The sequence below is a fragment of the Desulfitobacterium sp. genome, from assembly GCF_035539115.1.
Lineage (GTDB): Bacteria > Bacillota > Desulfitobacteriia > Desulfitobacteriales > Desulfitobacteriaceae > Desulfitobacterium_A.
Window position 1 is genome coordinate 1 of record NZ_DATLJA010000092.1, and the last position, 19,531, is coordinate 19,531.

20 protein-coding genes and 1 tRNA gene are annotated in these 19,531 nt (G+C 42.7%); 2 read left to right on the plus strand and 19 right to left on the minus strand.

Annotated features, from left to right (window positions below):
• Positions 1 to 164 precede the first annotated feature (164 nt).
• From VM640_RS14635 to VM640_RS14685, 11 genes are all read right to left on the minus strand, one after another.
• Complete coding sequence (locus tag VM640_RS14635) at positions 165 to 623, minus strand: peptidylprolyl isomerase (RefSeq protein WP_349255227.1); 459 nt, start codon at positions 621 to 623, stop codon at positions 165 to 167.
• 120 nt (positions 624 to 743) lie between these two features.
• The gene (locus tag VM640_RS14640) at positions 744 to 1,367 is read right to left on the minus strand and encodes a DedA family protein (protein ID WP_325393499.1); all 624 of its coding nucleotides are present in this window, start codon (positions 1,365 to 1,367) and stop codon (positions 744 to 746) included.
• Between the two features lie 45 nt (positions 1,368 to 1,412).
• Entirely contained in the window at positions 1,413 to 2,024 is a 612-nt protein-coding gene (locus VM640_RS14645) for a DedA family protein (protein WP_325393501.1), read from the minus strand.
• Positions 2,025 to 2,144: 120 nt separating this feature from the next.
• Positions 2,145 to 3,488, minus strand: coding sequence for a SpoVR family protein (locus VM640_RS14650; protein WP_325393503.1), 1,344 nt, complete (start codon positions 3,486 to 3,488; stop codon positions 2,145 to 2,147).
• Between the two features lie 48 nt (positions 3,489 to 3,536).
• Positions 3,537 to 4,676: a sporulation protein YhbH gene (gene yhbH, locus VM640_RS14655; protein WP_325393505.1), complete on the minus strand. Its 1,140-nt coding sequence runs from the start codon at positions 4,674 to 4,676 to the stop codon at positions 3,537 to 3,539.
• Positions 4,677 to 4,691: 15 nt separating this feature from the next.
• Positions 4,692 to 6,593, minus strand: a complete 1,902-nt coding sequence (locus VM640_RS14660) for a PrkA family serine protein kinase (RefSeq protein ID WP_325393507.1) — start codon at positions 6,591 to 6,593, stop codon at positions 4,692 to 4,694.
• 193 nt (positions 6,594 to 6,786) lie between these two features.
• A complete protein-coding gene (locus tag VM640_RS14665) occupies positions 6,787 to 6,993 on the minus strand; it encodes a hypothetical protein (protein ID WP_325393509.1) in 207 nt (68 codons plus the stop codon).
• Between the two features lie 191 nt (positions 6,994 to 7,184).
• Entirely contained in the window at positions 7,185 to 8,513 is a 1,329-nt protein-coding gene (gene glnA, locus VM640_RS14670) for a type I glutamate--ammonia ligase (protein WP_325393511.1), read from the minus strand.
• Between the two features lie 33 nt (positions 8,514 to 8,546).
• Positions 8,547 to 9,080: a cob(I)yrinic acid a,c-diamide adenosyltransferase gene (gene cobO, locus VM640_RS14675; RefSeq protein ID WP_325393513.1), complete on the minus strand. Its 534-nt coding sequence runs from the start codon at positions 9,078 to 9,080 to the stop codon at positions 8,547 to 8,549.
• On the minus strand, positions 9,081 to 9,611 hold the full coding sequence (locus VM640_RS14680) for a hypothetical protein (RefSeq protein WP_325393515.1): 531 nt from the start codon (positions 9,609 to 9,611) through the stop codon (positions 9,081 to 9,083). It abuts the gene before it with no gap.
• A gap of 164 nt (positions 9,612 to 9,775) precedes the next feature.
• Entirely contained in the window at positions 9,776 to 11,068 is a 1,293-nt protein-coding gene (locus tag VM640_RS14685; RefSeq protein ID WP_325393517.1) for a tetratricopeptide repeat protein, read from the minus strand.
• Positions 11,069 to 11,304: 236 nt separating this feature from the next.
• Between VM640_RS14685 and VM640_RS14690 the strand changes: the two genes are divergently transcribed.
• A complete protein-coding gene (locus VM640_RS14690; protein ID WP_325393519.1) occupies positions 11,305 to 11,559 on the plus strand; it encodes a hypothetical protein in 255 nt (84 codons plus the stop codon).
• Positions 11,560 to 11,686: 127 nt separating this feature from the next.
• Positions 11,687 to 12,481, plus strand: coding sequence for a polysaccharide deacetylase family protein (locus VM640_RS14695; RefSeq protein ID WP_325393521.1), 795 nt, complete (start codon positions 11,687 to 11,689; stop codon positions 12,479 to 12,481).
• 50 nt (positions 12,482 to 12,531) lie between these two features.
• Here VM640_RS14695 and VM640_RS14700 read toward each other — a convergent pair whose 3' ends face one another.
• The 8 genes from VM640_RS14700 to VM640_RS14735 form a co-directional block, all read right to left on the minus strand.
• On the minus strand, positions 12,532 to 13,512 hold the full coding sequence (locus tag VM640_RS14700; RefSeq protein ID WP_325393523.1) for a tetratricopeptide repeat protein: 981 nt from the start codon (positions 13,510 to 13,512) through the stop codon (positions 12,532 to 12,534).
• 34 nt (positions 13,513 to 13,546) lie between these two features.
• On the minus strand, positions 13,547 to 14,425 hold the full coding sequence (locus VM640_RS14705) for a YitT family protein (protein WP_325393525.1): 879 nt from the start codon (positions 14,423 to 14,425) through the stop codon (positions 13,547 to 13,549).
• 125 nt (positions 14,426 to 14,550) lie between these two features.
• Positions 14,551 to 14,626 (minus strand) — tRNA-Arg (locus tag VM640_RS14710).
• Positions 14,627 to 14,728: 102 nt separating this feature from the next.
• A complete protein-coding gene (locus VM640_RS14715; RefSeq protein ID WP_325393527.1) occupies positions 14,729 to 15,421 on the minus strand; it encodes a dTMP kinase in 693 nt (230 codons plus the stop codon).
• Positions 15,422 to 15,589: 168 nt separating this feature from the next.
• On the minus strand, positions 15,590 to 16,567 hold the full coding sequence (locus VM640_RS14720) for an ABC transporter ATP-binding protein (protein WP_325393529.1): 978 nt from the start codon (positions 16,565 to 16,567) through the stop codon (positions 15,590 to 15,592).
• On the minus strand, positions 16,564 to 17,586 hold the full coding sequence (locus tag VM640_RS14725) for an ABC transporter ATP-binding protein (RefSeq protein WP_325393531.1): 1,023 nt from the start codon (positions 17,584 to 17,586) through the stop codon (positions 16,564 to 16,566). The genes VM640_RS14720 and VM640_RS14725 overlap by 4 nt, the downstream gene beginning before the upstream one ends.
• A 14-nt stretch (positions 17,587 to 17,600) precedes the next feature.
• Positions 17,601 to 18,512, minus strand: coding sequence for an ABC transporter permease (locus VM640_RS14730; protein ID WP_325393533.1), 912 nt, complete (start codon positions 18,510 to 18,512; stop codon positions 17,601 to 17,603).
• A gap of 2 nt (positions 18,513 to 18,514) precedes the next feature.
• The gene (locus tag VM640_RS14735; protein WP_325393535.1) at positions 18,515 to 19,447 is read right to left on the minus strand and encodes an ABC transporter permease; all 933 of its coding nucleotides are present in this window, start codon (positions 19,445 to 19,447) and stop codon (positions 18,515 to 18,517) included.
• Positions 19,448 to 19,531: the final 84 nt, after the last annotated feature.

Below are 19,531 nucleotides of genomic sequence, written 5' to 3' on the forward strand. Positions count from 1 at the left end.
AAACTCTAAGTGCAACCAGCGGTTTCGCTTTCCTACGATGAATGCGGTTAAGTTCGGCAGGATAAGGCGACTAAGGCCACCGCTTTGGCGCTGACCAAGTCTTCTATATCGCAAAGCTCGGCGAAAGCCGGGTTTTCTTTAGCTAAGTTTTGCGAGTTCTTAGGTTACTCTTCGACCGTAACCTTACTCATCCGTTGGTCTTCATTAGGTTTATCACGATAGTCGCGCTTAACATTCACGATCCGATCCATTTCTTCTAACCCTTCAATCACTTTGCCAAACGAAGCATACTGCCCGTCCAGATGAGGAGAATTCGCAACCATAAGAAAAAATTGAGAACCAGCCGAATTCGGATCACCAGTTCTGGCCATAGATATTACACCTCGATCATGCTTAAGGTTGTTTTCAAAGCCATTTGCCGTAAATTCTCCTTTAATACTGTAGCCTGGTCCACCGGAACCAGTTCCTTGGGGATCCCCACCTTGAATCATAAAACCGGGAATCACGCGATGAAAAATGACACCGTCATAGAAGCCTTTTTTGACTAAAGAAATAAAGTTCTTAACGGTTTCCGGGGCAATCTCCGGATAAAGTTCTAACTTAATCGTTTGCCCATTTTCCATCTCAATCGTTACAATAGGGTTTTTAGCACTTACGTCCTGATTCGCCAAAACGCATCCCTCCTCATTATTCATTTCTGATTATAACCACTTTCTCCTGCCATTACCACTTTACCAAGAAATTTAGTTTTCAGGTTCATCTGCTTTGGCTTTATTACGGTTAGTCGAGTAGAAATAAATGATTACTATCAGAAGGAGTAGAACAATCCCACCTCGCCTTAGATAGCGATGGAGCAAAGAGATTATACTTTGCCAGTGACTTCCCAGAAGGTTTCCCAGAGTTACAAAAGTCGCCGACCAGAGGAGTGCTCCGATCCCGGATAAAACGGCGTAGCGAGTATAATTGAGCTTGCTCATTCCTGAAAAATAGGCTACAAGATGCCGAAACCCTGGGAAGAAATAACCCACAACAATAAGCCGGTCCCCAAACTTTTGGAACCAGCCTTCGGCCTTTTTAATTCTCTTTTCATTCATATGAAAAAAAGGAGCAATCCGGTGGAGAAAAGGAATTCCTAAGCTACGTCCAATCCAATAGCTTAGATTCATGCCCACAAAACTACCTAAGGAAGCAAGCAGCAGTGTCTGAACAAAATTCATATGGCCGACAGACGTTTGGAAGCCGCTAAAAGCCATAATAAACTCATCCGGCACGGGGATCCCAATCATCCCCAAGGAGAGAACCGCGAAAAGCCCCAAATAACGATAATGGTAGATAACACTCAGCAAAAAGTGTTCCAGTCCGTACATAGTCTATGCTCTCCCTACAATCAATTCTCTACGCAGGTAATCTATCTATATTCTACTTCGCTTGCGGTGAATTAGCCAATATCCCAAACCTAAAATGAGACAAATTCCAACAATGAGGTCGAGGCGACGAAACAAGGGCTTTAGAGAATCCCAATTTTCTCCAAGTATTTCCCCAACGATGATTAAAAACAGACACCAGGGAAAAGCTCCAATTACGGTATAAACAGCCATTTTGACAGGATTCATTCGGGCAATCCCGGCAGGCAAAGAAATGAATGTCCGAACGACGGGCAGAATGCGTCCCAGAAGAACCGTGAGTTCTCCGTGTTTGCTAAATAAACGATCGGTCCAGGCAAGTTCTCGTTCCTTAATAAAAAAGTAGTGCCCATAACGTTTAATAAAGGGCCGACCGCCCCAGAATCCGACAAAATAAGCCAGAAGACCGCCGAAAAGATTGCCCGCTGTGGCAGCAATTGTTGCTGGCCAAAGTTGAAAATGCCCTGTATAAACCAAATACCCTGTAAACGGTAAAATAATCTCACTCGGCAAGGGGATACACGCACTTTCAATGGCCATCGCCAAAAATACGCCGAAATATCCCATACTCGAGATCAAATTCATGACGAATTGTCCCAATTGTGATAATATAGCTTCCAAAGCTTTCCTCCTCATCTGTTTTAGTTGAAAGAAAGCAGCATGGTCAAAGCTACCATGCTGATTTTACCACAGTTGATCATTACTTGCCATAATTCTCAGCTAATTGTGCTGGTCCAGATGTTAAACTTCGAGTTGCCGAGAAAGATGTTTGCGGGAAACTGATCCATTTTGGCATTCGAAGAGAACCTTTTTGCCATCAATTACCGTCTCCAAATTGGCCGTTTTTCCCCAGAGTTTTTGCACGAGAAGGAGGGTCTTTTCTAGATACACCAAATCGAGATCCAATCCTTCATGAGCATGACGAAGATAAAGCACACGTTTACCTTCATAATCTCCATCGACAACCACTATTTTGGGATTTCCCCCGTTTACTAAATTCTGAACAAGGGTATTACGAACCTTTTCCCACGCCGTATCCGTAACCTGCCAATGGGCACCTACTTTCCGGAAATTAAAGAGATTTAATTTCTCGACCAATTCGCGATCAAGATGATTGCGGATAAACGATATATCGTTTTCCGTCTCCCTAACTTCAAATAAATACCCCATATCATTTTTCTCGGCGAGCGACTCCCATATCTTTACCCCCAAATAATAGGGGTTTAAGGCTAATCGTGACGGTTGAACCACTTGACTATGCATCACTGCAAAATCCACAACCTCTTCATCGGTTAAATCAAGTTCATGCATGATCCGCGAGTGCCAAAATGTTGCCCAACCTTCATTGATGATTTTAGTCTCAATTTGGGGGAAGAAATAGAGAGACTCTTCGCGAATCATGCTCACAATATCCCGTTCCCATTCTTCTAAAACTGACGAATTCTCCATGATAAAGAGCAACAAATCCTCTTGCTCTTGCTTCTCGTGTAAATCTTCTTGCGGCCCTTCTTCCCAAAGATCTTCATAGGGTGAACTTGGTTTTTTTAGCGAGGAGAGCGTTTTTCCCTTCCCTTCTCGGGAAGCCAGATAAGCACACGAATCCACGTGTTCTTGAATTGATAATACGGCATCTAATACCTGTTCAACCTTCTCTCGACCATAAATCAGCTCATATTTTCGAATTTGTTCGGCATGAGCAGCCATTCTCTCCACCATATCTCGAGGGGTGCGTTGAAAATAATGATTATTTTTGAAAAAATCGACATGGGCATAAACATGACCCATCACCAGCTTATTTTGAATGAGACTATTCCCTTCAAGTAAGAAGGCATAAGCCGGATCGGAATTGATCACAAGTTCATAAATCCGGCTTAAATTTAGATCATATTGCATTTTTAAACGATAAAAGGCTTTCCCGAAACTCCAGTGCGCAAACCGAACCGGCATACCGTAGGCCCCAAGGGTATAGAGTGCCTCAGCTGGGCAAACTTCAAAATGCACAGGATAAAAATCCAATCCTAAATTTCTCGCGACAGATGCAATTTCTTGGGCATATATTCCCAACTCTCGTATTTCGCGATCCATGCCCCACCCCCATATTTTGAGTCTTTAAGGCCGATTCTCCTTCTTTGGTCATTTGTCTTCGGAAAAAACTGCTTTCAGCGCTCCGTAGACTTCATTGCGGTCACGGATTGTCACTAGTCTTAGTTTGGGATCCGTAATTCGTTTTAAAGTCGACATCAAGGTGCTTGAATAATGGGTACGTAGGATTTCCCCATATCCTACGACTTGACTAACATCGACGAGCTTTTGCATAAGGGTCAACGCCCTTGAATTATCAGAGCCAATATTATCCCCGTCCGTAAAATGCACGGGATAGATATTATAGTGCTCAGGAGGGTACTCACGTTCGATCATATCTATTGCCAGTTGATAAACTGAGGAACAACGTGTGCCACCACTTTCGCCGCGGGTAAAAAATTCTTCCTCATTAACTTCTTTGGCTTCAGTATGGTGGGCAAGAAAGCGCATCTCGACATTCTCATACTTTTGGCGCAAAAACCGAACCATCCAAAAGAAGAATGTACGAGAAATATACTTTTCAAATTGTCCCATCGATCCGGACGTATCCATCATGGCAAAGATAACGGCATTCGTCTCAAAATTGGGATGGGTCTCCCAAGTTTTAAAACGCAAGTCTTCTGAGGTAATCCGCAAATTTTCTGTTTTCCCTTTATAAGCTTGGCGTTTAATACTTTCGATGAGGGTCCTTTTTTTATCAATATTGGACATCAAGCCTTTTTTTCGAATATCGTTAAATTCTGGTTTATCATGAGCAATCAAGGGGCGCTTTTTATCGTCGAGATTAGGAAGTTCTAATTCTTCGAAAAGAATAGCTGCCAAATCGTCATACGTGATTTCTTCTTCATAAATATCGATTCCTGGCTCTTCTCCCGCTCCTGAACCATTCCCCGCGCCAGGTTTTTTGGTATACTCGCGTGCCAGAATATCCCCTGAAGTCTTCTTTTTATCGGCCTGTCCGGTATGGTTTTTCTTATTAAAATCATACCGGAAGCGAAATTCTTCCAACGAGCGCATGGGAATTTTCATCGTCTTTTTGCCATCACTGAGGATAATACTTTCATCAATAATCAGGTCTCCAAGTTGTTGTTTAATGGCCTCACGGACTTTTTCTTTATGGCGACTTTGGTCGAAATAACCCTTGCGATGCAGGCTCCAGTCATCCTGGTTGACAATGATTTCATCACTCATGACGATTACTCCTTTTTAGCGGTTGAGGAGTGAGCCAACGTACCTCACGATCTCGTTAGCGCAGACAGGACAATAGCCATGCTGTTGAATCAGACGATCGGTGACATCATTGATTCGGCGAAGCTGCTCCTGGTCGGGATGAGAAACGGAAGTCGTAATTTTGATGACATCTTTCAAATCAGCAAAAAGCTTCTTCTCAATCGCCTCTCTAAGCCGTTCATGAGACGTGTATTGGAACACTTTCCCCTTACGCGCATTGATGGAAATGCGGATTAAAATTTCTTCTCGGAATGATTTCTTGGCATTCTCTGATACCCCGATTTGCTCTTCAATACTCCGCATCAGTTGTTCATCTGGATCGAGCTCTTCGCCGCTAATTGAATCGTAGAGTTTGCTTGAATTGCAATAGGCCTCCACATTGTCCAAATAGTTGTTTAAGAGAGATTTCGCCGACTCTTCATAGGCATAGACAAACGCCTTTTGGACTTCTTTTTTAGCGACTTCATCATATTCCTTGCGGGCTTGGGCGATAAAATTTACGAGATTTTCCCGTTCTTCCTTGGTAATCGAGGTATGTTGAGAAAGCCCATCCTTTAGGGCACGTAAGATATCCAAGGCATTGATGCACGACTTGTGATCCCGAATCAGCGCTGTCGAAATACGATTAATCACATAACGCGGGTCCACACCGCTCATACCTTCCCCTTGCTCTTCACCTTCACTTAATAAATCCTTGATATCTTTTTGATTAAACCCTTCGACATCTTCTCCATCATAAAGCCGCATTTTCTTGACCAGATCCATTCCTTGTTTTTTCGAGAGCTTAAGACGTGAAAGAATACTGAAAACCGAAGCCGTCCATAAGCTGTGCGGTGCAAGATGCACCTCATGCAAATCACTCTGACGGATAAGCTTTTCATAGATCTTGACTTCGGAACTCACCTTTAAGTTATAGGGAACAGGAATGACAATAATCCGGGATTGAAGAGCCTCATTTTTTTTATTGGCGATAAAGGATTTATACTCATTTTCGTTGGTGTGGGCGATAATGAGCTCATCGGCAGAAATCAGGGCGAAGCGGCCTGCTTTGAAATTTCCCTCCTGAGATAGGCTGAGCAAATTCCATAAGAACTTCTCGTCACTTTTGAGCATTTCCTGGAACTCCATTAGTCCACGATTCGCTTTATTCAACTCTCCGTCAAAGCGATATGCTCTGGGATCAGATTCGGAACCATACTCCGTAATCGTCGAAAAGTCGATGCTTCCAGTTAAATCCGCGATATCCTGCGATTTTGGATCCGAGGGGGTGAAAGTTCCGATACCCACCCGCTCTTCCTCCGAAAAAATAATTCTCTTAACTGGCACATTTTCGACGTGTCCTTGATATTTTTCATCAACTCGCAGCCGACAAACCGGGCAGAGGTTTCCTTCGATTTTGATTCCATAAAGTTGTCTAAATTCTTCGCGTAGTGGAAGCGGTAAGAGGTGTAAGGGATCTTCGTGCATCGGACAACCATCGATTGCATAAACTGCCCCTTGCTCGGTGTGCGTAAAATCTTCTAACCCTCTTTTAAGAAGTGTGACGATCGTTGATTTTCCTCCACTCACAGGTCCCATCAAAAGGAGGATTCGTTTGCGTACATCCGTTCTTTTCGCAGCAGAATGGAAATACTCCTCAACGAGTCGTTCAAGCGTCTTATCCATTCCATAAAGTTCTTTGTTAAAAAACGTATAACTTTTTTGACCATTGATTTCTTCGATCCCAGCCTGCCAAATCATTTCATAAATTCGGGCATGAGAATGCATGCCTAAAGAGGGCTTCTGTGTCACCAACTCCAGGTAATCTGCAAAACTGCCACTCCACGTTAGCGCTGCTTCTTTATCCCGATAATTTTTTAACCATTCTACAACTTCCATCGTCGTCCTCCCTTTCTCAGCACCCATTAATTAGCGGATTATTAATTATATGCCTGGCTTAAAAAGATGAGACATGACTTTTCACCTTAGTTCTATCTTGTGTTTATTCTTATGAAAAGTAAAAAACCTTTTAGAATCACTTCTAAAAGGTTTTTTACTTTAAAACTTTCCATCTTGTAAACTTAACCTTAACTCACAGTTTCTCCAGATCACAGTAATCATAGGCAAATTCCCCTGGCAAAATGTCTAGACGAACCACAATGTACTCTCCAAATTCATCTTTATCAACACGAACAACAGTACCTAGACGGCAGTTATTGGTCATTACACGATCATCTACCTGAAATTGGGCTTTTTTCCGTAATGAAGTTGAATTTTGTTCATGCGTCATTGCTAACATTATGTACCCTCCTTATGTGAATGTGAATTTTAGTTCTAACTTATTTTTATAATATCACGCTCTCAGAATAAAGTCTAGTCTAAATTCTAAAAAGATTCAAAATATTTCACTATTTTTATTGGAGTCTGCAAGTATAGCAGACTCCTTCGTTTCTTCGATGATTTGATAGGAATTAGAAGTTCGAGACAATTTTAGTACATTTGGAGGTATTCCTCAATTTCCCAAGGATGGACGATTACACTGAAACGGTCCCACTCTTTCTTTTTCGCTTCGATAAACCGACTATAGATATGCGGACCTAGCGCCTCTTTGATTACAGAATCCTGGGACAATTCATGTACAGCCTCGAGAAGGCTCTCGGGAAGGGATTCAATACCATGAACACGTCGTTGCTCAATATTCAGCTCATAAATGTTAAGATCGACTGGAGCAGGCGGAGTCAATCGATTTTTTATTCCGTCAAGCCCAGCTTTTAGTTGAACCGCTAAGGCAAGATAAGGATTACAGGAGGGATCAGGGCTCCTCAATTCAACTCGGGTTGAAGACCCACGTTTCGCCGGAATTCGAATCAGAGGACTTCGATTTCTTCCTGACCAGGCAATATAACACGGAGCTTCATAGCCAGGAACTAAGCGTTTGTAGGAGTTGATTGTAGGATTAGTGATCGCCGCAAAAGAACGAGCATGTTTAAGTAAACCGGCAATATAATGAAAAGCTTCCCCCGATAATTGCATTTCTCCCTCGGGATCATAGAAGGCATTCCGACCGTCCTTAAACAGGGATTGATTCGTATGCATTCCCGAACCAGCTATCCCGAAAATGGGTTTGGGCATGAACGTTGCATGCAAGCCATGTCGTTGAGCAATCGTCCGTACCACTAAACGAAAAGTAGCAATCTTATCGGCAATATCGAGAGCATTTGAATACTTAAAGTCGATTTCATGTTGACCTGGTGCAACTTCATGGTGCGAAGCTTCAATTTCAAACCCCATCTGTTCTAAAGCAAGCACCATGTCTCGTCGCGCTTCTTCCCCAAGATCGACAGGGGCCATATCAAAATAACCGGCCTTATCTTGGGTAATCGTCGTCGGTCGTCCCTCAGCGTCCGTTTGGAATAAGAAAAACTCCAGTTCTGGTCCAACATTCCAAACATAGCCCATTTCCTGAGCTTCAGCGATCGCCTTTTTCAGGTTACTTCGAGGGCAACCCTCAAAGGGAGTTTCATCTGAATTATAGACATCACAAATGAGGCGAGCCACTCCTCCATCGGTCGAACGCCACGGAAAAACAGCAAAGGTATTCGGATCGGGATGTAAATACATATCTGATTCCTCAATCCGGGCAAATCCTTCAATTGAGGAACCGTCAAACATAAGCTCCCCATCTAACGCTTTTTCTAATTGCTCGACAGTAATCGCTACGTTTTTGAGGATACCAAAAATATCCGTAAATTGGAGACGGATGGATTTAACGCCTTTTTCACTTGCTTCTTTTAAAACATCTTCTTTGGACATACTCATTTATGTTCACTCCTTATCACAGAAATTGAATCTTTAATATTCAATTCCCTTTCGCGCACCTATCCCCTGTTCAAAGGGATGTTTAATTTGCACCATCTCAGTCACCAGTTGCGCTTTATCTATAAGTTTTTGAGACGCATTTCTCCCTGTTAAAATCAATTCGACTTGAGATGGTCTTTCCTCGAGAAGCTCTAGAACTGAATCTTCCGGGATTAAACCAAACCAAATGGCATTAATAATTTCATCCAATATAAGAATATCCCATTGACCAGAAAGCATGATTTCTCGGGCACGAATTAAGGCCTTTTGGGCTTCTACAAGGTCTTCTTCATTAATTGTTCCTTTATGTACCCACTGACCCGTTCCAAAGTGTTCTAAGCGGCATTCAGGTGCTAAGCGCTGGATGCCCGCAAGTTCTCCATAATCCGTTCTTCCTTTCATAAATTGAATGATGTAAACATGAAACCCATGTCCCACTGCTCGGACGGCTAAGCCTAGCGCCGCTGTTGTTTTTCCTTTACTTGGGCCAGTATAAATCTGGACTAAACCTTCATCAAGTTTAGGCAATTATTCCACCTTCTTTAACCATTTCTCAAGTTGTGGATGAATATAGGCGACCTTAGGGGATAACAACAATTCAGGATACTTTTCAACAGCTTGTCTCGTAAAGGCGATCGAAAAAAAGAGTTTTACTCCCGATTTTTCATCTCTTGCTCTTAATTCAACTTTATCCGGATATAAATAATAGGAGTAATCTTCGTCCCGCCAAATAACTTCCAACTCCCCTAACTTTACCTTGATTATACCAAATTGCTCAATTTTTATTCCCCGAATACTCGAAAAGCCCTGACTTAGTTGTCCTGTTTCCAAGCCAATCTGCCCAGTAATGAGTTGGCTGCTCATTAAATGTTCGACGATGAGACGGGCCGGTAAGGAAATCTCTTCGAATATTCTCCTGTGATTACGAATTTCTTCCGTCCATTGTTCCAATTGAAGCCGATGAATCGAACGCACTTGCTGAATTTTTTTAAGCGATTTTTCCAAAGCAAAATAAATATCATCTAAACACTCTAGTACTATGAAATCTTCTTGGTTCATACTCAAGCCTCCCTCCCATTATTTCGATTCCGAAACTGACTTTAATATCTTCTAAAGTCTTCAATTCTACGTAAGGTTCTTTCTTAAGCCTTCCCTAAACATCTCTCCAACAATTGGCTTCTTCCTTATTTTACATGAAAATTGTCTTTATTCCTAGACTACTCCTAAATAGGATCCCATTTTTTGTTAGAAATCCATCCTTTCTGGCGTACCTTCTTGGAAATACGTTGTATGGCTCTCTCGATTTCTAACGTTTCAATTCCTAGGTCCCTCGCTATTTTCAGAGACTGCCAATAATATCGAAGGGCAGATAAGTAACTTCGTTGATTTTCAAAATGCTCTGCCAAGCATTGAGTCGTGCTAAAAGAAACCACCTGGTGGCTCTCTAAACACGTTTTAGACTTCACATGGTACGCCTGTGCTTCTTCAGACTCCCCTAATTGTTCCAGGATCAGGGCAATTTTTTCATAGGTCTCCCCCAACTTTTGCTCCTCTCCATATTCTTCAAACAGTTCTGCAGCTTTTTTTAGATCCTCGCACGCACCTCCATAATTCTTTCTTATTCCTTGAAGTTGACCCAAGTTTTGATAGCGAAATCCTAACCCCAAATCCACCCGGTCGTATACTCGGATCGATAATTCCATGTAATAGACGGCCTCCGAGAGATCTTTCAAATCCTCTAAAATTTTCGCCAAAAAATACGTACTTTCCGACAAATCTTCCCATTGTTCATTTCTAAGGTACAAGACAACCACTCGCTGCCAAGATGCACGGGCCTGGACTAACTTTCCTTCTTCAAAGTCAATGAATGCCAAGTATTGGATAGCATTAACCAGAGACTCTTCATCGTCAGCTTCCGAAAATATTTTACACGCCTGGATCAAATCCGTTCTTGCTAATTGAACCTCATTTTGACGGTAGGAGACTTCTGCTAGAAGAATACTGAGTTCCCCTTCTCCCTTGCGAAAACCATGAGTATGACACAATTCCCGCGCTCTCTGAAAAGCAGATTGAGCCTTGGTCCAATTCTCCAGCACTGAATAAACCTGCCCTAAGTCACTGAATAGCGTACTTAAGCGCAGACGAGGTGAGGATCCAGGATAGACTTGGATTGCCTGCTCATACCAGGAGGCCGCTTTCTCTAGATTATCCTGGGCGACAGCGACGCTGGCCAAACCGGCCAGGGCCTCTGACATTCCTTTATAATTTTCAAGCTGTTGACATATTGCTAGTGCTTCCTGAAATCCCCGTTCGGCCAGGGCGACCTTGCCTTGTTTAATTCGGGATGTCGAAAGTAATCGAAGATTGAACGCGGAAATTACCGGAACAGCTAAAAGTCTAGCTATCTTTAAACTCCGAAGATAAAACTTTTCGGCTTCAGAGTATTTTCCCTGCCCCAGAAAGCCTGTTCCTTTTTCCATAAGAAATCGCCAGTCCATTAAAATATCATCATTCATAGCATCCCCTCCGCGTTTTATCCGATGACTAACCGCCACGCTGCCTTATCCTCTCTGGGGATAAGGGCAACTAGACTTCAGATGGAGTCATTACTCCACCTGAAGTAAGTTTTCTTTATCCATCATATGCAGAATAGTGGATTTTGGCGCGAAATGAAGCTTGTACACGATTCCAATCATAATCTAGACACTCAAGTCGAAATATGCTAATCTGTTAGCGAAGGGGGTGTTGGTAAGTGAATTCATATCGTCCTACTCCGTCTTCCAGCCTTTGGGTAACGGCATGCAAAATTGTGATTTTACTTGTGGCCCTTTATTTCTCGTCCATTGTTTTAGGTCACGTGTTTAGTTGGGTTTTGACGATTGCTTTTGTTTTGATTAGGGTGGCCGTCTTTATCGTCGTTGGATTTTTTCTGTTGCATTTTTTTCTAAAACTCCTCTTTCGGTTTGATCTTTGGAATTTTGTCTTAAGCTCGCGTTTTCGCCGTTAAAGAAGTTCAAAAGCGTTTAAGGACATGAAAAAGCACCGTTCAGCGGTGCTTTTATTTTTTTATTTGCTTATTCTTTTTCATGATCAATATCCCTCCTGAATATCTTTTAAGCGAAGGAGGGATATTGATGCGTTTTATCATTTTCCAAAAGCCATCCTGGAGAAATATGATCCTCTGGGGCATTTTTCTCATCGTTTTAGTTACCTCTCGAGACAATGTTATATCCGTCTTCTCGGGAAAACTAAAACCAATCTATTCAGCGCAGGTCACCACCCAAGAAATTGGACTTACGTTTGATATCAGCTGGGGAGAACAAACTGCCGAACCTATTTTGGATATTCTCAAGCAAAAAGAAATTCATGCCACCTTCTTTTTATCCAGTCCCTGGGCAAGTAAGCATGAAGCACTTATTAAAAGAATGGTTGCTGAGGGACACGAAATTGCTTCACACGGGAACCGCCATGTTGACTTAAACACGTTAAGTCCGAGTGAGTTGGAAAAAGAGATTCTTACCTCTCAGGAGGTATTGGAGAAAATATCAGGCCAGAAGATTTCTCTACTCAGACCGCCTAATGGGGCGTATGACAATAAAGTAATTAGTATCTCTCAGAAGCTCGGATATCGTGTGATCCAATGGAGCGTGGATTCCTTAGACTGGAAACGGCCGGGCCCTGAGGCCGTCATCAACAACGTTATGAAGGGAATTCGCAATGGTCATGGTGCACAAGCAGGCGATATCATTTTATTTCATGCTTCAGACTCTGCTCCGGATACAATTAAAGCTCTTCCTGTGGTTATCGATAGCTTGAGAAACAAGAATTATGCACTTGTTCCGATCAGCGACTTATTAAAAAATGCCGCGAGCACCTGGCCTCCAGAAAGTAATCTCAACCCTCAAGAAAAAGCTCCCGTTCAGCGTTAAGCTAAACATTGTTCAAATAAAGTTTTGTTAAAGTAATCATTGGCTAAATATTAAAATTTTTGGAGTGCGGTTTCCGCACCAAGTCGCTCATTAACCTGTTTTAAAGCTTGATTCGCATCTCGGCGAAGAGCCGATGAAAGCTGACCAGACAATGACTCCTTCAACATGGTTTGAGCTGTTTGCCATTCTCCCTCTTGATACTTCTGCACTCCAAGCAAATACGTCTGGTAGGACTTGCCTTCAGAAGATTGGCTAAGCGTTGCCAGAACTTGCTCCCATTGTGCCGTTTGTCCTAAAGTTAAATAAAGAAGTGCCTTTTTTGCCTGGAAATCAAGATTTGAGTCAGACCCCCGCCATTTTTCAATTTGGGGCAAGAGACTTTCGGCTTTTTTCCAGTCTGCCTTCACTAAAGCCAAATCGAATTCTTCCTCAACAACTAAAGGATGGGCAGGAGCTACGTTTTTGGCTTTTTCCCATTCTTTTTCTGCTTCTGTTTCATCACCCTGACCCAACAAACAGCGACTTAAGGTCAATCTTTTTAAAACAACTTCCTCTTTGCTTAGGTTGCGCTCGGAAATAGAATTAATTTTTTGGCTGGCCGTATCATATTTCCCTTGAGCCATATCAATTAAGCCTTGGCCCAATATTTGAGTTGAAGAAGACGTAATTGTCGATAGAATTTGACTAGCCTCAGTAAGTTGTGCTTTTTGCAACTTAAGTTGAAACAACCAGAAACGATATTTATCATCATCATCGGCCAAGAGTTCTTGATCCGTTAGATTTTGTCCTTGATTTAAAGACAACCAGAGGGCACTGTCCCGAACGAGAGGGATTGTTGCCAACCAAGGATCCTTCTGTTTAACCCAAGTCATTTCACTCTCCATCTGACTCACATCAAAACGGTCTTGGGCGGAACGTATTCGTAATAAATGCCAGCTTGGTTGTGCTAACAGGAGTGATAAGACCACGATACCTAAGAAAATTTTGATTTTGATCTTAGCCCTGCTCCTCTTCATTTTCTTTCGTTTCACCACTCTTTAATTCCACCCTCTTCACTCTTGAATATCAATGTCCTCGCCAGGAAGAGAAGCCTTCTCCAACGACTTCTGGAACTTCGGAAATAGATAAAAAGGCTTGTGAGTCCCTCTTATGGATGATCTCTTTGATTTGCGATAATTGCGTTCGGGAAATGACACAATAAACGACCAGTTTAGCTTCACCGGAAAACGCTCCTGAGGCATTAAAAAACGTTACACCACGTTCTAATTTCGCCATAATATCCTGAGCGATCTCCTGCGGCTGAGAGGTAATAACCATAACGCTCTTGAAATGACTCATCCCCTCTTGAACCAGATCAATCACTTTGGTAGCAATAAACATATAGATCACTGCATACATGGCCATCTCCGGTCGAAGAAGAATCGCCGTCAGTAAAAAAATCACTGCATCAATACCCAGTAAGATCTGTCCCACACTAAAAGGAGTCATCCGACTAAAGAACACGGCCAAAATATCCGTGCCTCCTAGAGAACCACGTGAACGAAAAATCATCCCCATCCCTATACCCGAAAGAACCCCAGCAAAAATTGAGGCTAAGAGGGAATCGTGGGTCAGAGCTGGAATGGCCCCTGTCAGGTCTAAGGCCAAAGAGAACACGCCTACGCCGAGAATACTATACAAAAGAAAGGTTCGTCCGACCATTCTCCAACCTATTATAAATAACGGGATGTTTAAAACGAGCACTATCATGCTGATCGGCCAATTAAATAAGTAATGGAGAATAATCGCGATACCGGTTACCCCACCATCGGCAATCTGATTGGAAATAATTAGCGAATTGATACTTGACGCTACGATGACTGCACCTAAAACGATTCCGAGAGCTCTTTTGAATGTCGTCCAGAAAGCTCTGCTCCATAAGAGTTTAAGTTTTTCAATCAGCATAGCATACCATCCTAACCCTGAATCAAAATAAGCTTCAAGAATTAAATATTAAAAATCATAATTACAAACAAATCAATTATACAAATAAAAAAACCCTGCGTCAAAAGCAGGGTTATATAATCTAATGGTGCGCCCGGCAGGATTTGAACCTGCGACCTCCGGCCTCGGAAACCGTCACTCTATCCACTGAGCTACGAGCGCTTAAATTTGAACCGCTTTATAACTTTACTAAAATCGGACAAGTTTGTCAAGGAAAGTTTCTTTTGCTTTGTCTTGCGCTGAACTTCAATTAATTTCAAAACTTCAACCTAAAGACGCTTTCACAACTCGATATACGTCCTGATGAATCTCTTCAACCGATTTTATAGTCTGATCTTGATTAATACAATTAATCCTCGTCCAGTTCTCAAAGTTCGCAATTTCGAGAGCGTTTTCATAGGACTTTCTCAAGTAAGCAGGTGATTTTTCATGAATATCTTTGGGGATAGAAGATCGTTCACTGCGCAATTCAATCAATTTCAGGCTGTATTCCGGAGGCATGTCCAGAAAAATAACTAAATCAGGTTCTGGAAGTCCAAACATTTTGTATTCAAATTCCTTGAGCCAAGCCAAATATTGATGACGCTCTTGGACCTCTGGGATTTTTGCCGCTTGATGAACCATGTTCGAAGTTGTATAGCGATCGGCAAGGATAATCCCGCCCTCACGATAGAACGCCTCCCACTCTGTCTTAAAGGAGGCAAAGCGATCAACGGTGTAAAACGTTGAAGCGACATAAGGATTAACATCATTCGGGTCACGCCCAAAGCTCCCGTTTAAATACATCTTGACGAGCGCTGAAGAAGGACTGTCATAGTTCGGGAATTCTACTTTTTTCACAGGAAAATTATCTTGGCTTAACTTTTCGTATAATTTTAGGGTTTGTGTGGCCTTTCCACTTCCATCGCCTGCTTCAATAATAATCAACTTTCCCTGTCGAGGCCTCTCCGCGTACATTCCATCTCCACCTTCTCCATTGTGAGCCTTCTCCTAAAATACCACTTAACTAGAATATCACTTTTCATTAATTATTCCCAGTTCTACTCCCTATAAAAATACCGGTATACTCTACCCAAAGGAAGTATACCGGTATGACTTTTTCAAGGCTTTTTCAAGGGCTATCTCTTACTTTACGTGATGGCAAGCAACAAGGTGTCCATTTTCGACATCCTGCAACTCCGGTATTTTTTCGGAGCAAAGAGGTTCAGCATAAGGACAACGTGTACGGAAATAGCATCCTGAAGGAGGGTCAATCGGGTTTGGTACATTTCCTTGCAAAACAATGCGCTGACGATTGAGCTCAACATCAGGATCAGGAATCGGAATCGCTGAAAGCAAGGCCTGGGTGTACGGATGCAACGGATTTTCGTACAAATCAGAACTCGTCGACAACTCCACGATTTTCCCGAGATACATCACGGCGATGCGATGGGAAATATGCTTAACCATCGAAAGGTCATGGGCAATAAAGAGATAGGTTAAGCCCATTTTCTCCTGCAGCTCTTCTAACATATTAACGATTTGCGCTTGAATAGAAACATCAAGGGCAGAAATCGGTTCATCACAAATAATAACTTTAGGATTAACCGCCAATGCTCTGGCAATTCCAATTCTCTGACGTTGTCCTCCAGAAAACTCATGAGGGAAACGATTTGCATGCTCTGCGTTTAACCCCACAATTTCCAGCAAATTATAGATGCGATCAGTACGCGCCTGCCCTGTGGCAAGTTTGTGGATATCCAAGGCCTCGCCAATAATATCTCCAACCGTCATTCTTGGATTCAAGGAGGCATAAGGGTCTTGGAAAATCATTTGGATATCCCGGCGTACCGCCATCATTTCTTGAGGATTCAAATCATAGATGTTTCGTCCATTATAGATAACTTTTCCTGAAGTTGCTTCATAGAGACGGATAATGGTTCGTCCGGCCGTCGATTTTCCACAGCCACTCTCGCCAACTAATCCTAGAGTTTCTCCCTGATGAAGTTGAAAAGAGATGCCATTGACAGCATGAACCGCTTTGTGCTCGCGCGAAAATAATCCTCCGGCAATCGGAAACTCTTTCACGAGATTATCGACATCAAGAATTACCTCTGAGTTCATCCCTTAACCCCTCCTTTGTTAGGTTTATAGCCTTCAACTTTTGGAGCATCAGGATGAAGAAGCCAGCATGATGCTTGATGAAGTTCACTGAGCTTCGTTAGCACTGGCTTTTGTTCCAGACAGATCTGCATGGCATAGGGACAGCGTGCGGTGAAGCTGCATCCTTGAGGAGGATTGAGCAGATCTGGTGGATTTCCTGGAATCGGTACTAATTTCGACCTATTTTTGGAATCCAAACGGGGTACACTGTTCAACAGCCCCCACGTATAGGGGTGTTTTGGATTTTGGAAAATGTCATAAACCGTACCCGTCTCAACAAGCTGGCCACCATACATGACCATAATCCGCGTACAAAGTCCAGCGACTACACCCAAGTCATGGGTAATTAAAATAATTGAAGTATTAATTTTATTTTTAAGGTCTTTCATCAGCTCCAAGATTTGGGCCTGAATTGTCACATCTAAAGCGGTTGTAGGCTCATCCGCAATCAAAAGTTTCGGATTACAAAGCAAAGCCATGGCAATCATAACTCTTTGCCGCATCCCCCCAGAGAATTCATGCGGGTACTGTTTTAGACGAGCTTTGGGGTTCGGAATTCCTACCATTTCCAGGTATTGTTCGGCGCGTTGCAGGGCTTCAGCATTCGATAGCCCTTCATGACGCTTGAGCACTTCATTTAATTGCAGCCCAATCGTTAAAACGGGATTCAACGAAGTCATCGGATCCTGAAAAATCATCCCCATTGACTTACCCCGAATCATCTGCATTTCTTTCTCGCTTGCTTTAGCTAAATCCTTACCTTGGAAGATTATTTCGCCGTTGACGATCTTTCCCGGTGGATCCGGAATAAGCCGCATGATAGATTGAACGGTTACGGATTTTCCGCTGCCAGACTCACCAACAATTCCAATGGCTTCGCCTTCATCAACATAAAAGCTTACATCTGATACCGCTTTAACTTCTCCTGCATAGGTGAAGAAGGAGGTGCTCAAGTGATTGACTTCTAATAAACGTTTCATTTTCACGTCCTCCTTTACTTCCGCATTTTGGGATCGAAGGCATCACGCAGACCATCCCCAACAAAGTTAAATGCTAACATCAAAATAGCAATACTTAAAGCCGGAAAAATGAGAGCAAAAGGAAAAGATGGAATGTTCATTCTTCCTTCAGCAGCCATAAAACCTAAGCTCACATCCGGAGGTTGAACTCCTAATCCGATGAAACTTAAAAAGGCCTCGAGGAAAATTGCTGCGGGAATCTGAAGTGCAGCAACCACAATAATTTGGCCAATACTGTTGGGTAAAAGGTGCTTCATCAGCAATCTTTTGGTGTCTGCGCCCAAAGCCCGTGCAGCTAGAACAAATTCCTGCTCTCGCAGTGCTAAAATTTGGCCGCGAATAGTGCGGGCCATAGGAACCCAGTTAACTAGGCCCATAACAATGAAAATATTATGCAGGCCGCTCCCTAACGTTACCATGAGCAAGATAACATAGAGAAGATCAGGAACGCTGTAGATAACATCGATCACACGTTGCATGAAATTATCAACACGTCCGCCAAGATATCCTGAAATTCCACCGTAGAAGATACCAATCGTGAGATTGATCAAGACAGATCCAAACCCAATCAAAAGCGAAATTCGGGTTCCGTACATAACCCGAGTTAAAATATCACGTCCGAGCTCATCCGTACCGAAGGGGTGTACCCAACTCGGCTGAAGACGTGTTGACATCAGATCATTGGTGTAATAGTTATATTTGGAGAAAAAGGGACCAAATAAGGCAACTAGAATAAATAATGCGAGAATAACTAAACCAATCATGGCTAAGGGATTCATTTTAAATCTTCGCCAAGCATCCTGCCCGAGGGTTGTGCTTGGCCGGTTAATAACATCCGTCTTTAAATTTTGCTTTAATGGTGAAAAAACGTCAGCCGGTAAGCCCATTCTTACGCCCCCTTCTTGGAAGTCAATTTAATGCGGGGATCAACCAAAGTATAGGCGATATCCACCAACAGATTAAACAATACCAGCACAGTTGCAAACAATACGGTTGTCCCTAAAATAACCGGGTAATCACGGTTATTAATACTGGTTACGAAGAACTGACCAATGCCAGGAATATTAAATACGTATTCAACAACGAAATTACCCGTTAAGATATAAGCGAAAAATGGCCCCAAGAAGGTCACCACAGGAATAAGTGCATTGCGCAAAGCGTGCCGGAAGACAACAACATATTCTGACATTCCTTTAGCACGGGCAGTTCGGATATAGTCTTGATTTAAGACATCAAGCATACTTGATCGGGTTAAACGGGTAATCTGAGCAATCGGGTAAGCACTCAGCGCTATAGCTGGTAGAACCAAGTTAATGGGATCGCCCCAGCCAATCGGTGGAAAGAGGTGAGTTTTATAACCGACATAGAATTGCAGGAAGGTAGCAATGACAAAACTCGGCACAGAAACTCCAATCGTGGCCAGAATCGTAGCTAGATAGTCAGGCCATTTATTCTGTTTCAGGCCTGCGATAACTCCCATCAACGTACCTACAACTAAGGCCATGACTGTAGCTGTTAACCCGAGAGCAGCAGTCTTGGGTAAGCCATCATGAAACAAGTCGTTAACCGTCCGTCCTTCATAACGAAATGTGGGTCCGAAATTGAAATGGATCATATTGTTAAGATAGTCAACATACTGTTTGCTTAAGGGATCATTTAAGTGGTAACGTTGATTAATGTTCTCCATGACAGCAGGAGGCAGGACTTTTTCCGAAGAAAAGGGACCGCCTGGAATGGCGTGCATCAAGGAAAACGTTAAGGTAAGCACGAGCCAGATTACAAAAATTGCGGAAAGGATGCGCCCTAACAAGTAGCGTACCATAAGCTTCCTCCTTTAATCTTTAATAATTACATAAGAAGGGGCAAGTTTTTGAAACCCGCCCCTCCAAAAACTTCTAGTCTACAA